Origin of the sequence: Mycobacterium colombiense (assembly GCF_001953985.1) — a bacterium.
Classification (GTDB): Bacteria; Actinomycetota; Actinomycetes; order Mycobacteriales; family Mycobacteriaceae; genus Mycobacterium; species Mycobacterium colombiense_B.
Genome location: NZ_MBEI01000053.1, coordinates 182,027 through 197,574, shown reverse-complemented (window position 1 = coordinate 197,574; position 15,548 = coordinate 182,027). Strand labels below are relative to the sequence as shown.

The window sequence follows — 15,548 nt, the reverse complement described above, 5'->3', positions numbered from 1 at the left end:
CTCAGCTCTCCAGTTCCTTCTTCAGGTTGGCCAACACCTCACCCTGAATCCTCTTGAGCCCCAAGGGCGCAAAGGTCTTCTCGAAGAAGCCCTTCACACCGCCGGCGCCGGTCCAGGTGGTCTTGACGGTGACGCTGGAGCCGGGTCCGGCGGGAGCGACCGTCCAGTTGATCACCATGGTCGAGTTGGCGTCCTTCTCGATGACGGTGTGCCCGGCGACGTCGACGTTGACTTGCACGTCGCGCACGCGTGATTTGGTGGCCTGCAGCTTCCACTTGGCGACCGTGCCGGGCCCCTGCCCACCCTGCAGCACCTGGTACTCGCTGTACTGCGGGGAGAGAATTTTCGGGCGGACGGTCTGATAGTCCGCGACGGCGGCAAGGGCTGCCGCAGGCTCCGCGTTGATCAAGATGGTGCTCTCTGCGCTCACCTGTCCCAAGGCGACCCCTCCTCATGAAGATTTTCGCCGGTGCCGGCCCTGTTGACGGGTGCACGGGCTGTTGTCGAAGACTAGGGTATATCTGGTGCCTGTCCTTGGATCTGCACTCTCGGCCCACAAGTCCGGCGTTGACCGGATGCTGGCAAGTTATCGATCCATTCCCGCGACGTCCGCCGTCCGGCTGGCCAAGCCGACGTCAAATCTGTTCCGCGCCCGCACCAAACGCGATGCACCCGGTCTGGACACGTCGGGGCTGACCGGGGTCCTGAGCGTGGATCCCGAAAGCCGCGCCGCCGACGTGGCGGGCATGTGCACGTATGCGGACCTGGTCGCCGCGACGCTGCCGTACGGTCTGTCGCCGCTGGTCGTGCCGCAGCTGAAGACCATCACCCTGGGCGGCGCGGTCAGCGGACTGGGCATCGAGTCGGCGTCGTTCCGCAACGGCCTGCCGCATGAATCGGTGCTGGAGATGGACATCCTCACCGGCGCTGGCGATTTGCTCACCACCTCGCGCACCCAGCACGCCGACCTGTTCCGCGCCTTCCCGAATTCCTATGGGACGCTTGGCTATTCGACGCGGCTCCGGATCGAGCTGGAATCCGTCGCGCCGTTCGTGGCGCTGCGGCACGTCCGATTCCACTCGCTGCCCGATCTGATCGCGGCCATGGAACGCATCATCGACACCGGCGGGCAGGGCGGGACGCCGGTCGACTATCTCGACGGGGTGGTCTTCAGCGCCGACGAAAGCTATCTGTGCGTGGGCCGGCGGACCACCACGCCCGGTCCGGTCAGCGACTACACCGGCCGCAACATCTACTACCAGTCCATCCGGCACGACGGCCCGGGCCCGGAAGCCACCAAGGATGACCGGTTGACCATGAACGACTATTTCTGGCGCTGGGACACCGACTGGTTCTGGTGCTCACGCGCGTTCGGCGTGCAGAATCCGCGGTTGCGGCGCTGGTGGCCGCGCCGCTACCGACGCAGCAGTGTCTACTCGAAGCTCATCGCGATGGATCAGCGGTTCGGCATCGCCGACCGGATCGAGAAGCGCAACGGCCGACCACCACGCGAGCGGGTGGTGCAGGACATCGAGGTGCCGGTCGAACGGACCTGCGACTTCCTGGAGTGGTTCCTGGACAGCGTGCCCATCACGCCAATCTGGTTGTGCCCGTTGCGTTTACGCGACCACGAAGGCTGGCCGCTGTACCCGATGCGTCCGGATCACACTTACGTCAACGTGGGCTTCTGGTCGTCGGTGCCGGCCGGCGCCACCGAGGGCGCCACCAACCGGATGATCGAGGCCAAGGTGGACGAGCTCGACGGCCACAAGTCGCTGTATTCGGACTCCTTCTACTCCCGCGAGGACTTCGACGAGTTGTACGGCGGCGAGGCCTACAACACGGTCAAGAAGACCTATGACCCGGATTCTCGTTTACTCGACCTCTACGCGAAGGCGGTGCAAAGGCGATGACGACGACAAAAGAACCCCACCGCTCACCGACCGGCAAACTGAGCATGGCCGAGATCCTGGAGGTCTTCGCCGCGACCGGGCGACATCCGCTGAAGTTCACCGCCTACGACGGCAGCACGGCCGGCAGCGAGGACGCCGAACTGGGTCTGGACCTCCGGACACCCCGCGGAGCCACCTACCTGGCCACCGCGCCCGGCGAACTCGGCCTGGCCCGCGCCTACGTGTCGGGCGACCTGCAGGCCTATGGCGTGCATCCAGGTGATCCGTACCGACTGCTCAAGACGCTGACCGATCGGGTCGAATTCAAGCGGCCGCCGGCGCGGGTGCTGGCCAACGTCGTGCGTTCGATCGGCTTCGAGCGGTTGTTGCCGGTGCCACCGCCACCGCAGGAAACCCGGCCGCGGTGGCGCCGGGTCGCCGACGGGCTGATGCACAGCAAGACCCGCGACGCCGAGGCCATCCATCACCACTACGACGTCTCCAACACCTTCTACGAACTGGTGTTGGGCCCGTCGATGACCTACACCTGCGCGGTGTATCCCGACGCCGAGGCCACCCTGGAAGATGCGCAGCAGAACAAGTACCGGCTGATCTTCGAGAAGCTGCGGCTGCAGCCGGGCGATCGGCTGCTCGACGTCGGCTGCGGCTGGGGCGGCATGGTGCGCTACGCCGCGCGCCGCGGTGTCCGGGCGATCGGCGCCACCCTGTCGGCCGAGCAGGCGAAGTGGGCGCAGCGCGCGATCGCCGACGAGGGGCTGGCGGAGCTGGCCGAGGTGCGGCACTCCGACTACCGCGACGTGGGCGAGGCGCAGTTCGACGCCGTCTCCTCGATCGGGCTGACCGAGCACATCGGCGTCAAGAATTACCCGGCCTACTTCGATTTCCTGAAGTCGAAGCTGCGCACCGGCGGTCTGCTGCTCAACCACTGCATCACCCGGCACGACAACACCTCGACCTCGTTCGCCGGCGGGTTCACCGACCGCTACGTCTTCCCGGATGGGGAGCTGACCGGCTCGGGCCGCATCACCTGTGCGATCCAGGATGCGGGCTTCGAGGTGCTGCACGCGGAGAACTTCCGCCACCACTACGCGATGACGCTGCGCGACTGGTGCCACAACCTGGTGGAGCACTGGGACGTGGCGGTCGCCGAGGTCGGCCTGCCGACCGCCAAGGTGTGGGGCCTGTACATGGCGGCCTCGCGGGTGGCGTTCGAGCAGAACAACCTTCAGCTCCATCACGTGCTGGCAGCCAACGTCGATGCGCGGGGTGACGACGACCTGCCGCTGCGGCCGTGGTGGACGGCCTGACCCGCTAGCCGTTGTCGATGCGGCGGGCGCCCAGCTCGCTCTGCAGCAATTCGAGCGCGACCTCTTCGGGGTCGCGGCGCGGCGCCGATGCCTGCTCGTCGCGGACGGCCTCGGCGAGCATGTGTTCCTCTTCGTCGCGGCGGGCGGTATCGACGTCGGGCGCGGGCTCGGCCACGTTCGACACCGCCGGGCCGGCGCCCCCACCGGCGGGCGAGGGTGGCGCGGGCCGCGCCGGTGCGCCGGCCTCGCAGCGCACCCGCCAGTTGACGCCCAGCGCGTCTTTGAGCGCTTCGGCGATGACGTCGGCATTGCGCTGTTCGCAGAGCCGCTTGGCCAGCGGCGCCGATTCATGGCTGAGCACCAACGTGTTGCCCTCGATGGCCCGCACGGTCGCCCCGGCCAGCATCACCTCGGTGGTCCGGCTCCGCTGACGCACCTTTTCACGCACCGTCGGCCACATGCTGCGTACCGCGGCGGTGTTGAGTTCACCTGGCGCAGCGGCAGTTTCGGCCGCCGGCGGCGGAGCGGGTTCGGGCGCGGGCGCCGCGGCCGCAGGGGGTTCGGGGGCGGGGGGCGCCTTGGGCTCGGGCTTCGGTTCCGGTTCCGGTTTCGGTTCGGGCTTGGCGGCGGCCGCCGCGGAGGGCCGGGTGAACCGGACGGGCGGCTCGGGTTGGGCCGGCGCGGGCGCGCTGCGCGGCGCCGCGGCGGGGGCTTCGGAGCCGGGAATGGACATGTCCAGCCGGGTCTCGATCCGCTCGACGCGTTGCAGCAGCGCCGATTCGGTGTCGCTGGCCGAGGGCAGCAGCAGTCGCGCACACACGACCTCGAGCAGCAGGCGCGGTGCCGTCGCTCCGCGCATCTCCCCCAGCCCCGCCTGCACCACCTCGGCGTAGCGGGTCAGGGTCGCCGGCCCGATCCGGGTCGCTTGTTCCCGCATCCGCTCCAGCACGTCCTCGGGCGCGTCCACCACGCCGCGGCTCGCCGCGTCCGGAACGGCCTGCAGCAGGATCAGGTCGCGGAACCGCTCGAGCAGGTCGGTGGCGAACCGCCGTGGGTCATGCCCCGCATCGATCACCGACTCCACCGCACCGAACAGCGCGGCGGCATCGGCGGCGGCGAGGGCGTCCACGGCGTCGTCGATCAGCGCCAGGTCGGTGGCCCCCAGCAGGCCCAGCGCCCGCTGATAGGTCACGTGCCCGCCCTCGGCGCCGGCCACCAGCTGATCCAGCACCGACAGGGTGTCGCGGGGCGAGCCGCCGCCGGCGCGGATCACCAGCGGGTAGACGGCGTCGTCGACGACGACGCCCTCCTGCTCGCAGATCCGTCCGATCAACGACCGCATCGTCTTCGGCGGCAACAACCGGAACGGGTAGTGATGAGTGCGCGACCGGATCGTCGGCAGCACCTTCTCCGGTTCGGTGGTGGCGAAGATGAAGATGAGGTGTTCCGGGGGCTCCTCGACGATCTTGAGCAGCGCGTTGAACCCCGCGGTGGTCACCATGTGCGCCTCGTCCACGATGAACACGCGGTAGCGCGATTGGGCGGGCGCGTAGAAGGCGCGGTCGCGCAGCTCGCGGGTGTCGTCCACGCCGCCGTGGCTGGCGGCGTCGAGTTCGACCACGTCGATGCTGCCGGGCGCGTTGGGCGCCAGCGCCTGGCACGAGTCGCAGACCCCGCACGGGGTGGCCGTCGGGCCCTGAACGCAGTTCAGCGAGCGGGCCAGGATGCGCGCGGAAGAGGTCTTCCCGCAGCCGCGCGGACCCGAGAACAAATACGCGTGGTTGATCCGTCCGGCTTCCAGGGCGATCGAGAGCGGTTCGGTGACGTGCTCCTGCCCCACCACTTCGGCGAAGGTAGCCGGACGGTACTTGCGGTAGAGGGCCACGGTCAGCAGGCTACCGGCGCGCGCTGACGATGCGGATCCGGCAGGGTCGTCAGCTCACACTCGACGCGGACGACGCCAGCAGCGATTCGGACGCCGCCAGCAGCGCGCAGGTGGCCAGCCCGTCGACGGCGTCGCGCAGGTCCGGCAGCGACGGGAAGGTCGGCGCGATCCGGATGTTGGTGTCCTTCGGATCTTTCCGATACGGGAACGACGCACCCGCCTCGGTCACCGCGATACCGGCGTCCTTGGCCAGCGCGACGGTCCGCTTCGCCGTGCCGGGCAGCACGTCGAGGCTGATGAAGTAGCCGCCCTTGGGGTCGGTCCACGACGCTATCTTGGAGTCGCTGAGCCGCTGATCGAGGATCTCGGCGGCCAGCGCGAACTTCGGCGCCAGGATCTGCTGGTGCTTCAGCATGTGCAGCCGCACCCCGTCGGCGTCGCGGAAGAAGCGCAGGTGCCGCAGCTGGTTGATCTTGTCGGGTCCGATCGACTTCTTCCCCGCATATTGCAGGTACCAGGCGATGTTGCCCAGCGATCCGCCCAGGAAGCTCACGCCGGCGCCGGCGAAGGTGATCTTCGAGGTGGACGCGAACACGTAGGGCCGATGGGGGTTGCCCGCCGCGGAGGCCAGCCCGAGCACGTCGACCTGCCGGATGAAGTCATGCGTCAGGGTGTGCACCGCGTAGGCGTTGTCCCAGAACAGCCGGAAGTCGGGCGCCGCGGTCCGCATCTGGACGAGCCGCAGGACGTTGTCCCACGAGTAGGTGACCCCGGTGGGGTTGCCGAACACCGGCACCGTCCACATGCCCTTGATGGCCGGATCGACGGCGACCAGCTCCTCGATTAGGTCGACGTCCGGCCCGTCGGACAGCATCGGGACTCCGATCATCTCGATGCCCATCGTCTCGGTGATGGCGAAGTGGCGGTCGTAGCCGGGGGCCGGGCACAAGAACTTGACGCTCGGTTCGTCCTTCCAGGGCCGCTGCGAGTCCACGCCGCCGTACAACATCGAGAAGGCGACCAGGTCGTGCATCAGTTCCAGGCTGGAGTTGTTGCCCGCGATCAGGTTCTGCACCGGGATGCCGAGCAGCTCCCCGAAGATGGCCCGCAGCTCGGGCAGGCCGTGCAGGCCGCCGTAGTTGCGAGTGTCGGTGCCCTCGCTGTCGCGGTAGTCGTCGCCGGGCAGGCTCAGCAGCTGGTTGGACAGGTCGAGCTGGGCGGGAGCCGGTTTGCCGCGGGTCAAGTCCAGCGCGAGCTTCTTGGCCTGCAGATCGGCGTAATCCTGCTGGTGACGAGCGTGTGCGCCGGCAAGTTCTTCCGGGCTGAGCGACTCCAACGACACCATGGACCCTTTCGCTGTCGAAGGCGGGAAGCCAGTGGCGATCGCAAGCGCGGCGGAGCCGGGCGAAGCGGGTCGCCACTCATGGAGATAGGGGACCCCGCGCACCCGACAGAGCCCATTGACCCTTGCTGCCTTCCGGCCCTGGGGGAGTTCACAGGATAGACGCCGCGCGGGGTCCAGCGACGAGTCTAATACCTGCCCCGGAGCCGACGACGAGCAACTGGCGGGGGCCATCGGGCCCTCGGTTACCATGGCCACGGAGGATTCGCCTAGTGGCCTATGGCGCTCGCCTGGAACGCGGGTTGGGTTAACAGCCCTCGCGGGTTCAAATCCCGCATCCTCCGCCATTGGTCCGCCAAGCGGACACGTACGAATTGATATGGATTCGGGTCGGCCGCCTTTAGGCTGGCGTGAAATCACCAGCACGAGGAGGGGTATGGGGCGCAAGGTCGCCATCCCATGGCACGCGTCATTCTCGATCGCTGCCGGCTTCCTCTACTTCTTCTTCGTGCTGCCCCGCTGGCCCGAGCTGATGGGCGACACCGCGCACACGTTGGGGACGGCGCTGCGCATCGTGACGGGTGCGCTCGTCGCGCTCGCGGCGCTGCCCGTGGTGTTCACCCTGCTGCGCACCCGCAAGCCCGAGTTGGGGACGCCGCAGCTGGCCCTGTCCATCAGGATCTGGTCGATCGTGGCCCACGTGCTGGCCGGGGTGCTGATCATCGGGACGGCGATCAGCGAGATCTGGTTGAGCCTGGACGCCGCCGGGCGGTGGTTGTTCGGGATCTACGGCGCCGCCGCCGCGATCGCGTTGCTCGGCATTTTCGCCTTCTACCTCTCCTTCGTCGCCGAGCTGCCCCCGCCGCCGCCCAAACCGATCAAGGCCAAGAAGCCCAAGGAGCGTCGCGTGCGGCGCAAGAAGGGCGCCGAGGCCGAAGCCGACGAAACGGAAGAAGCCGAAGAAGCCGAAGCCGCCGCGGCTGACGATGAGGCGGAGACCACCGAGGCAGAAGCCGAAGCAGCCTCAAAGACCGAAGAGGCCGAGCCTGCGGCGGCCCCCGCCGAAGTCACCGCCGAAACCATCGAAACCGCCGAACCTGAGGCCGCACCGGAGCCGACGACCGAGGCCGCGCCCGCCGAGGACACCGAGGAAGTCGGCGACGAAAGCGACGAGTCGAAGGCCAAATTGCGCAACCGGCGCCCGACCGGCAAGGGGTCGCACCGAATGCGGCGCAGGCGCACTCGGGCCGGCGTGGCTCTGGACGAAAACGCCGACGAGGACTAGTTCAGCGGCGCCGCAGCCCCTCCACGTAGACGGCGATGCGTCGCAGCGTCTCGTCCGTGCCCCACATCCGGCGCACCTCGTCATCGACGCCGCGGGCCTCGTGGATGCGCGCCATCGTCGGGGCGTGCAACTGTGTCTTCGTCTGCCGGTAGGCGTCGGCCGGGATGCCGCCCAAGTCCGACGCCTCCGCCACGGCCACCTCGATGAGCTCGTCGGCGACGACGCGGTGGGCCAGCCCGCGGGCCACGGCATCCCCGCCGCGATAGTTGCGGCCGCCCAGCAACACCTCATCGGCGTGCACCCCGCACGCGTAGCGCATGACCTCCAGCGCGGCGACCGGGAACGGCACCCCGACGCGCACCTCGGCCGCACCGATCTGCGCCTCGGGGCTGATCAGGCGGCGGTCGCAGGCGCACGCGAGCACGCAGCCGCCCGCGATGGCGGCGCCGTTGATCGCGGCGACCGTTGGCCCCGGATAGCTGAACACCGCCTCGAACGCCGCGGACAGCGCGGGTACCAGCCGATCGGTGTAGCCGGTGCCGCCCTGCACCACGCGGTTGAGGTCGACGCCGGCGCTGAAAGCTCGGCCCGCACCGGTGACAACCAGTGCACCGGCGGCCGACCGTGCCAGGTCGCGCACCGCCGAAGAGAGCTCTTCGAGCAGCTCGACATCCTGCGCGTTGACTGCACCCGATGACAGCGTCAGCACCTGCACGGTCCCCACGATGCTGATGTCGATCATGATCATTCCTCCGATCAGCGGCTGACCGCCGCGAGGACGACTGGGATGTCCGTGTTCTCGTCGGTGTGATAGCTCGCGCAGACGCGGTGGTAGCCGTCGGCGATCTGCAACGGAACCCCGGTCATGAAGTCGCCGCGAACCAGCAGGATGGGCGAGAGGGGCAGGCCCTTCTCGATCTTGGTCAGGTCCGCCGCGACGTGCGGGTTGTCCACCGGCAGCAGGCTCAGCTGCGCCGCCCGCAGGATGTCTTTGGCCTTTCTGTGCGTCACGGTGCCGGACTTCAGCTTTTTGACCACCTTTTTCACGGTCTGGCCGTCCGCAAGCATGGTGAGATAGTCCGCTGCCGCCGGAAAGTCATGGGCCTCAGGCTTTTCCAGCCATTTCACGCTGAGCATCGTGTTCCTCCATGTGCCGGCTCCGACATCGACGCAGCCTACCGGCTCGGCCCCGCGAAATTTGGGATCGGTAGCAACCGGGGCGGTCTGTACTTGCGCCAGGACGACGCCATCGGGGCGGCGCACGAAGGAAGGAACTACAAGTGAAACGTCTTCTCGCAGCTGCGATTGGGACCCTGGGCTGCGCCGCGGCTTCAGTGGCCCTGGTGGGATGCTCGGGCGGTGGCCACACGGCCGCACCTGCGCCGAGCACCACCCCCAGCGCCTCCACCGGCACCAACGCGCAGGTCAAGGTGGGCGGTACGGACCTGGCCGGCGTGAACCCGGCCTCGGTGACGTGTGTGCGGACCGGCGGCAAGATCGACATCGGCAGCGGCTCCACGGGCGGCGCCCAGCAGGCGCTGGCCGTCGTGATGACCGACGAAGCCAACCCGAAGGTCCAGTCGGTGGCCCTCTTTGTCGACGGCAACGCCCTGGCGGTCAGCGACAACATGGGCGCGAAGGTGGGTTCGGCCAGCGTCGCGGTCGATGGCAAGACCTACACCATCACCGGTCAGGCGCAGGGCGCCGACATCAAGAACCCGATGGCGGGAATGATCACCAAGGATTTCACCATCAAGGTGTCCTGCGGCTGATCGATTGCGGCCCTCGAGCGGCGGACGTGCCTCACTCACGCGTCCGCCGCTCGCGGTTTGGCCAACCAGATACCGCCCCCGGACTTATGATGCAGCCGTGTCGATCCCGGACGAATTGGATAAGGCGCGTCGCATGGCGTTCGCCGCCGATGAGACCGGGGCACGCGACCTGCTGCTCTCGTTGATTCCGCGGATCGAGCGCGAGGACCGCGACGACCTGATGCTGGAAGCCCTTGCACAGCTTGGCGAGATCTACCTCGCGCGCGGGGCCTACGACGGGGTGCGGGAATCGGTCCGGCGTATTCGGGACTGCGTGGCCATCTACGCGGGCCTGCCCGCCGACGCCGAAATCACGCACATGATCCGCCGGTACTCGCGGCGCGCCCAGTTCCTGCAGACGGCACTGGGCGCGGCGCTGGGTGATCACGAAGGCGCAGCGGCGGAGCTGGAGTCGTTGTGCGACAACGACTCCGGACCCGACGACCTCGCCGACGAGCACCGGTACCTGTGCACGTACGCGCACGTCCTGTGCGCGATCGCGCTGTGCGACGACGACCTGCACGTGCGATCAGTCCCATTGTGGGAGACGGTTCTTGAAGGCATAGGGCGTGCCGGGGACACCGGTGAGCGCGCCGACCACCTGTGGGTCACCGCCGCGACCGGGTACGGCAGGTTCTGCGTGGAGACCGGACGGTTGCCGGAAGCCGAGCCGTGGCTGCGCCGCGCCGAAGCGCGGGCACACGCCAACGGGTGGGAACTGGCCGCAGCCAGAGCGCAATTGGAGCGGGCCGCGGCGCGGTGGGCGGCCAACGACCACGCCGGCACCGAGGAACTGGTCGGGCAGGCCTATCCCGTCATCGCCCGCCACGAGCGGGCCCACGACGTCGCGCGGTGCTGGCTGTACATGGGACTCACCCGGCTGGGAGCCGGCGCGCTGGAGGCCGCCGACGAATGCTGGGAGCACGCCGAACGACAGTGGCGGGAATTGGGAAAGCCGCTGCATCTGCACCGTATCCTGTTGCAGCGCAGCTGGATCGCCATCTTCTGGAGCCACTTCTCCGACGCGGTCGAGCTGATCGCGCAGGCCCGCGAACTGCTGGACTCCTCGCCGCGCAGCAGCTGGCTGCAGTACGCCCAGCTCGACAATCACCTCGGAACCGTCTGGCGCGCGGACGCTTTGGCCGACCTCGGGTTCGACAGCTCGGGTGATCCCGACGAGACCCTGGAGGAAACCGAGGCGCGCCAGGCCGACGGGCTCGGCATCCTGCGCGGCGAGGTCGGCACGCCGGAGTACTGGCGCGGAATGACCAAGCTCGAACAGGCCGCCGAGCTCAAGGTGCCGGCCGCCCTGGCGGTTGACTCGGTGCGATATTCGATCGCCGACGCCGACGCCCGGGCCCGCTGGGCCAGCGGCATCGCGGCGCCCATCCTGGCCGGCGCGTTCGCCGTGGCCTGGGAGTGGGAGAACACCGCGCTGATCAGCGAGCTCGTCGAATACCACAGCGCGCGAGGGACTTTCGAGGGCCTACAAAGGCCGCGGATCGGAGAATGGGCGTCGACGGCCATCGCGTCGGTGCCCATCGACGCCGACGCGGAGCCCGCCGCGCTGGCCGCCGCGGGCCCACCCGTCGCGGGCGGCGCGTCGCTGACCAGGCTGGGGCCGTTGCCGCCGTTGCAGATGCAACCCGGGGCGGGGCCGATCCTGAGTCACTATCGTGAGCTGGCTTCGCAGCGCTACGGACGCGATGTCACCGCGGCCGAGCCTGCCTGGTCGACGTGGCCATGAGCGAGGCCGGCCGGCTGACCCTGGTGCTGCGGTACGCCGACCTCGGGATAGCGACCTACGCCAGCCTGCGGATCGTCGGACAGCCGTCGAGGACCGTCACCTGGGTGCTGGAAGAGCCGCTGCTGCTGGCCGCACTGCAGGAGCTCACCGCCGCCCTGCCCGAGCCGCATGGCGCCGAAACGCGGCACGATGCCATCCAGCGCGCCCTGGCCACGGGACCATTCGCCAAGCCGGACACCGAACTCACGGTCGCCTACATCCTGGGTGTGCTGCTGATCGGTACGCCCGGGTGGCAGCTGTTGGCCGAATGCGTCGCCTCGCCGCGGGCGGTGCTGTTCGTCTCGCCGAGCGCACGGCTGGCCCGGATGCCCTGGGGGCTGCTGGCAATCCCGAAGTCGGGCCCCAGCAAAGAGGAACTGGTGCGTGCGCGCCAGGACGCGATTACCGCCAGCGGGCGCACGGCGGCCCAAATCCCTTGGCGGCTAGGCAATATCGACGAGCTCACCGATGGCCATCGGCTGATGGAGCTGGTCGACGTGCTGATGGCGGTGCCGCCCAACATCGTGCACTCGCCGCGAACGCCCGCCGGGTGGGACACCCGGCGAGAAGGGCCGCCGCTGCTCGTTCTCGATCCTCGGGTGCCGGGACAGCGACCGGACTCCGCGCTGGGATCGGTGCTGGGCAGGCCCTCGCCGCACACGCCCGTGGCAGCGCATTTCGCCGGACTCATCGAACGGCGACCCGTCCTGCCGCGCGCCGACACCGTGCTCGACCTGTTCCGCCGGCAAGACGCCGACCGCGCGTGGCTGGGCGAGCTGCTGGCACAAACCCCGTGCCGGCTGCTCTACGTCGGCCACGCCAGCTCGGCGGACGACCAGCACGACCAGGGAACTCGGGCGGACCGGGCGGCACTGCACCTGGCCGACACCGCGGATATCCCCGGGGATGCCAACGCGATCGGCGATCACCGCCCATTGACCGCCTCGGACCTGATGGCCCTTCGATTGCCGATGCCGCCACGCGTAGCGCTGCTGGCGTGCGGCTCGGGTGGTGACTACCAATTCGACGAGGCAACCGGTTTGGTGGCGGCGATGATCCTGAACGGCGCGCAACTGGTGACCGCCACCTTATGGTCGCTGCCGACGACGGCGGCGTACCGGCAATTCGCCGAGTTGTCCGGTGCGCCGGAGCCCGAACCGGCCGATCCGATGGCCGAGCTGGTGGCCGCCGTGGACGGCGCGCACGACGCCGCGCGGGAAGCCGGATGCGCGGTAAACCGTTGGCAGCGAGAGCAGATGCGGCGCTGGCGCGACGGGGATCTCAGTGCCAGCCCGCTGTATTGGGCCGCCCTGGTCACGTTCGCCGTGGACGGCGAACGGTAGCGCTCACAGCGATGCCACCCAGGCCGCGTGCACGGCCAGCACATCGTCGGGCAGCGAAAGTTCCTCGCGGGCGGTCGGATCGAAGGCCACCAGCACGACCAGGCCCGGCCGCAGCACGGACAAATCCAGGCCCCCCTCGCATCGCGCCAGCTTGCCGATGAACGTCTCCCCCGAGACGGCCACCACCTCGATGAAGACCTGACGCTTGACCTTGCGCACGGTGCCGACCCCGACGGTGCGGTTCCCGGCGTCCCGGCGGCGGCGCGACCCGACCCAATCGGCCAGCAGCAATAGCTTGTTCATCCGATCAGCGTCGCGCCGCGCACCGGCTACCGAACCCAACTTTATTGCTGCCGCAAACTTTGCGATGGCCCTATTCTGTGCAGATGAGCGCCGACCCCCAGGTAGCGACCGCCGTGGAAGGCGAGACGTCGGGCCATCCGCGGCGGCTGGTGATCGAGGCGGCGTGGCGGGCCATCGGTCCGGGCGTGGAGGTGCTCAGCGGTGACGATGGCGGCCCGCTGAGCCGCACCGTCAAACGCATCATCGACCCGTTGGTGCTGCGCCTGCGGTCCAACCCCGCGTATTCGGCCCCGGTCGTGGCGCCCGAGACGGCCACGGCGATGCATGACCTCATCGTCGGTAGCGGTTCCGAATTGCGCGCGGCGGCAGCCTGGTTCGACGCTCTGAAACTGGAGCGACGCCGGCAGCGGATTCGCACCGGGAACGCGCAGGAACTGTACTTTCCGGTGTGCTTCGAACTCGCCGTCACCAAAGGTCCACCGACGCCGCAGGATTACGAGACGGCCGCGACGGTGCTCGGCGAGATCCACCGGGATCGCGATCGCACCGCGATAGAGGTGCTGCATCGATACGTCGCGGACCCCGATGTCGTTGCCACGCTGGCCAAGCAGCTGGAGCGCAGTTGGCGCGACGTGCGCGCGGGAGAGGCCGCCATCGATCCGTTGCGGGCAGAGCTCGGCACCGTCTTGGGCGCGGCCGGCAGCCACGGCGCCGCCGCGGCCCGTCAGCGGGTCTGGACGGCGATGATCACCGGCCCCACCCCGTACAACCTGGGCGCGCTGGCCCGCACCGACACCGCCCGGCTGCCATGGTCGCTCGTCGAGTTGGGATTGAGTTCGATTGCCCCGCAACGCCCCCCGGCGATCTCACAGAGCCCGGACGGCGACCGACCGCTGGATCGCAGCGTGGTGGACCGGGTGCGCGCCACCCTGCGGCGTGCCCTGGATCGCGACGCGTTGCCCGAAATCCCTTTGCTCTGCGAGGAAGAAGTCGACCGGGCCTGCGCGCCGTGGGGACTGTTGGCCGAAGACAAACAAGCCACGCTGGTGGCCGGCATCGAGGTCGCGGTCCAGCTGGCTCCGCTGGATCCGTCCGCCTCCTGCCGCTACGACTTGGCCACCCAGATCCAGGCGCGGCTTCGCAAGGAAGCATATGTGTTGCACGCCCGGCGTTACCTGGCCGAGAACGGGCCGATTCATCCTCGCCAACGGCAGGTGGTCGACGACCTGGCCGCCTACGCGCAGCCCTACCTGAGCCGGCTGTGGGCCCGGCTGCACGGGCGCGATGTCTGGCAGGAACCCTGTGCCGACGTCGACGACGTGCGCGCGCTGCTCGACGGTGTGGCCCGGTCGGTGAGCCTCGACCACCGGCAACGGATCAAAGCGATGCTGGAATTGCAGGTGGCAGGGTGAGACTGGTTGCCGATTCCGGGCTTTGGAGCACCGGCCCCGACGACACCGCGGCCGCGACGCCACTGGTCGTGCTGCTGGAAGTCAGCGGCGCGGTGCTGTCCTGGACACTCGACGATCCCGACGATGCGGCGCCGCACATCACGTTCACCGATGTGTCGCGCGCGGACTGGTTGTGGCGGATCCTCGGCGAGGCCGGACATGTCGCCGTGGTGTCGGCCGTGGACGGGGCGGCCGGCCGGCCGCACAGCATCGAGCTCACCGGCGTCGAGCTGGTGCCGGGCTCGGTCGCCCCGCTGCGCAGGCTGGCCACCGGGCACTGGCTGCGCCGATGGTGGCCGGCCAGCAGACAGGACGGTATCGCCGGCCTGGACCGAGCGCTGCTCGACGTCGAGGTCGCGTTGCTGACCGCCGGGGCGCAGAGCTTCTTCCCCGACGACACGCTGGATTCCGACATGACGCAGCTGCTGGCGCCGCACGCCGCCGCGCTGATAAGCCATGTCCGCAGCGCTGATTCGCGGGTTGTCGACCTGGTCCGGGCGGGCGCCGGACTCGCCGACGAGATCGGCACGGACGACGACGACTGGTCCGAACTGATTGCGGCCGTGGATGATTCGAGCTTGATCGTGACGTTGCCGAGCGATCGCCGCGACGACTACGCGCTGGCCGCCGGCGCGGGCTCGGGTCCGCGCGGTGCGGGCGCGATAGCCCGGGGCGTCGCGTCCGTCGCCTGGAGCGGGGTTCCGCCCGCGATCTTCGATGCCGGCGAGAACACCGTCGGCTGGAGCATCGAGACCGCCGGGGCGACGGCCGTCGCCGCGGTGCAGGCGGCCGTCATCGGCCCGGACCCGGCCACCGGCATCGCGGTGCGGCTGCGTTCGGCGGCCATCGACGGCACTGGCACCCTGGACGCGGCCGGGCGCGCGACCCTTCCGCTCGAGGACGGCCAAGGGCGCGCCCTCACCGAGTCGGCGGCGTGGGACCACGACTGGTCTGCGACGTCGGTGGTCGTGGGCGCCGAAACGCCCGAATCCGCCGAGACCAGGGAACGCGTGCGAGGGTGGGTGCGGGCCCGGCTGGACCTACCGCCGCGCGACGCCTTCCTCGCCGAAATATTGGCCTCAGAATCTGCCTATTAGGCCTACTAAGAACCCCGGTCATTCC

At 69.2% G+C, this 15,548-nt stretch carries 14 protein-coding genes, 1 tRNA gene and 1 other RNA gene; 9 read left to right on the top strand and 7 right to left on the bottom strand.

Annotated features, from left to right (window positions below; all coding sequences use genetic code 11):
- Position 1: 1 nt before the first annotated feature.
- Complete coding sequence (locus A5732_RS15385; RefSeq protein ID WP_076055857.1) at positions 2 to 439, bottom strand: SRPBCC family protein; 438 nt, start codon at positions 437 to 439, stop codon at positions 2 to 4.
- Positions 440 to 521: 82 nt separating this feature from the next.
- Between A5732_RS15385 and A5732_RS15380 the strand changes: the two genes are divergently transcribed.
- The gene (locus A5732_RS15380; protein WP_076102689.1) at positions 522 to 1,913 is read left to right on the top strand and encodes an FAD-binding oxidoreductase; all 1,392 of its coding nucleotides are present in this window, start codon (positions 522 to 524) and stop codon (positions 1,911 to 1,913) included.
- Complete coding sequence (locus A5732_RS15375) at positions 1,910 to 3,220, top strand: class I SAM-dependent methyltransferase (RefSeq protein ID WP_212568107.1); 1,311 nt, start codon at positions 1,910 to 1,912, stop codon at positions 3,218 to 3,220. The genes A5732_RS15380 and A5732_RS15375 overlap by 4 nt, the downstream gene beginning before the upstream one ends.
- 4 nt (positions 3,221 to 3,224) lie before the next feature.
- Here A5732_RS15375 and A5732_RS15370 read toward each other — a convergent pair whose 3' ends face one another.
- The 3 genes from A5732_RS15370 to ffs all read right to left on the bottom strand — a co-directional run bounded on the left by A5732_RS15370 (position 3,225) and on the right by ffs (position 6,629).
- Positions 3,225 to 5,105 (bottom strand): DNA polymerase III subunits gamma/tau, encoded by a 1,881-nt coding sequence (locus A5732_RS15370; protein ID WP_076102673.1) that lies wholly within the window; start codon positions 5,103 to 5,105, stop codon positions 3,225 to 3,227.
- A gap of 49 nt (positions 5,106 to 5,154) precedes the next feature.
- Positions 5,155 to 6,447 (bottom strand): aminotransferase class I/II-fold pyridoxal phosphate-dependent enzyme, encoded by a 1,293-nt coding sequence (locus A5732_RS15365; RefSeq protein WP_142248343.1) that lies wholly within the window; start codon positions 6,445 to 6,447, stop codon positions 5,155 to 5,157.
- 85 nt (positions 6,448 to 6,532) lie between these two features.
- Positions 6,533 to 6,629, bottom strand: an RNA gene (ffs, locus tag A5732_RS15360) — signal recognition particle sRNA small type.
- Between the two features lie 76 nt (positions 6,630 to 6,705).
- Here ffs and A5732_RS15355 point away from each other — a divergent pair.
- Together A5732_RS15355 and A5732_RS15350 are read left to right on the top strand one after the other, a co-directional pair.
- Positions 6,706 to 6,794: transfer RNA gene (locus tag A5732_RS15355), tRNA-Ser, on the top strand.
- Positions 6,795 to 6,883: 89 nt separating this feature from the next.
- Positions 6,884 to 7,732: a hypothetical protein gene (locus A5732_RS15350; RefSeq protein ID WP_076102671.1), complete on the top strand. Its 849-nt coding sequence runs from the start codon at positions 6,884 to 6,886 to the stop codon at positions 7,730 to 7,732.
- A 1-nt stretch (position 7,733) separates the two neighbouring features.
- Here the strand turns inward: A5732_RS15350 and A5732_RS15345 are convergent, their stop codons facing one another.
- A complete protein-coding gene (locus tag A5732_RS15345; RefSeq protein WP_253189073.1) occupies positions 7,734 to 8,474 on the bottom strand; it encodes an enoyl-CoA hydratase/isomerase family protein in 741 nt (246 codons plus the stop codon).
- Positions 8,475 to 8,488: 14 nt separating this feature from the next.
- On the bottom strand, positions 8,489 to 8,869 hold the full coding sequence (locus A5732_RS15340; RefSeq protein WP_064953846.1) for a hypothetical protein: 381 nt from the start codon (positions 8,867 to 8,869) through the stop codon (positions 8,489 to 8,491).
- 176 nt (positions 8,870 to 9,045) lie between these two features.
- On the opposite strand from A5732_RS15340, the gene A5732_RS15335 reads away from it, so the two are divergent.
- The 3 genes from A5732_RS15335 to A5732_RS15325 all read left to right on the top strand — a co-directional run bounded on the left by A5732_RS15335 (position 9,046) and on the right by A5732_RS15325 (position 12,672).
- Positions 9,046 to 9,504, top strand: coding sequence for a lipoprotein LpqH (locus tag A5732_RS15335; protein ID WP_170880145.1), 459 nt, complete (start codon positions 9,046 to 9,048; stop codon positions 9,502 to 9,504).
- Between the two features lie 97 nt (positions 9,505 to 9,601).
- Positions 9,602 to 11,290 (top strand): hypothetical protein, encoded by a 1,689-nt coding sequence (locus A5732_RS15330; protein ID WP_076102669.1) that lies wholly within the window; start codon positions 9,602 to 9,604, stop codon positions 11,288 to 11,290.
- Positions 11,287 to 12,672: a CHAT domain-containing protein gene (locus A5732_RS15325; protein ID WP_076102688.1), complete on the top strand. Its 1,386-nt coding sequence runs from the start codon at positions 11,287 to 11,289 to the stop codon at positions 12,670 to 12,672. The genes A5732_RS15330 and A5732_RS15325 overlap by 4 nt, the downstream gene beginning before the upstream one ends.
- A 3-nt stretch (positions 12,673 to 12,675) precedes the next feature.
- Here the strand turns inward: A5732_RS15325 and A5732_RS15320 are convergent, their stop codons facing one another.
- Positions 12,676 to 13,014 carry a hypothetical protein gene (locus tag A5732_RS15320; protein WP_065126407.1) on the bottom strand — a complete coding sequence of 113 codons (339 nt, stop codon included), beginning with the start codon at positions 13,012 to 13,014 and terminating at the stop codon, positions 12,676 to 12,678.
- Positions 13,015 to 13,058: 44 nt separating this feature from the next.
- Here A5732_RS15320 and A5732_RS15315 point away from each other — a divergent pair, with 44 nt between their 5' ends.
- Both A5732_RS15315 and A5732_RS15310 read left to right on the top strand, forming a co-directional pair.
- Positions 13,059 to 14,387 (top strand): hypothetical protein, encoded by a 1,329-nt coding sequence (locus tag A5732_RS15315; protein WP_076102668.1) that lies wholly within the window; start codon positions 13,059 to 13,061, stop codon positions 14,385 to 14,387.
- Positions 14,384 to 15,523: a hypothetical protein gene (locus A5732_RS15310; RefSeq protein ID WP_076102667.1), complete on the top strand. Its 1,140-nt coding sequence runs from the start codon at positions 14,384 to 14,386 to the stop codon at positions 15,521 to 15,523. The genes A5732_RS15315 and A5732_RS15310 overlap by 4 nt, the downstream gene beginning before the upstream one ends.
- Positions 15,524 to 15,548 lie beyond the last annotated feature (25 nt).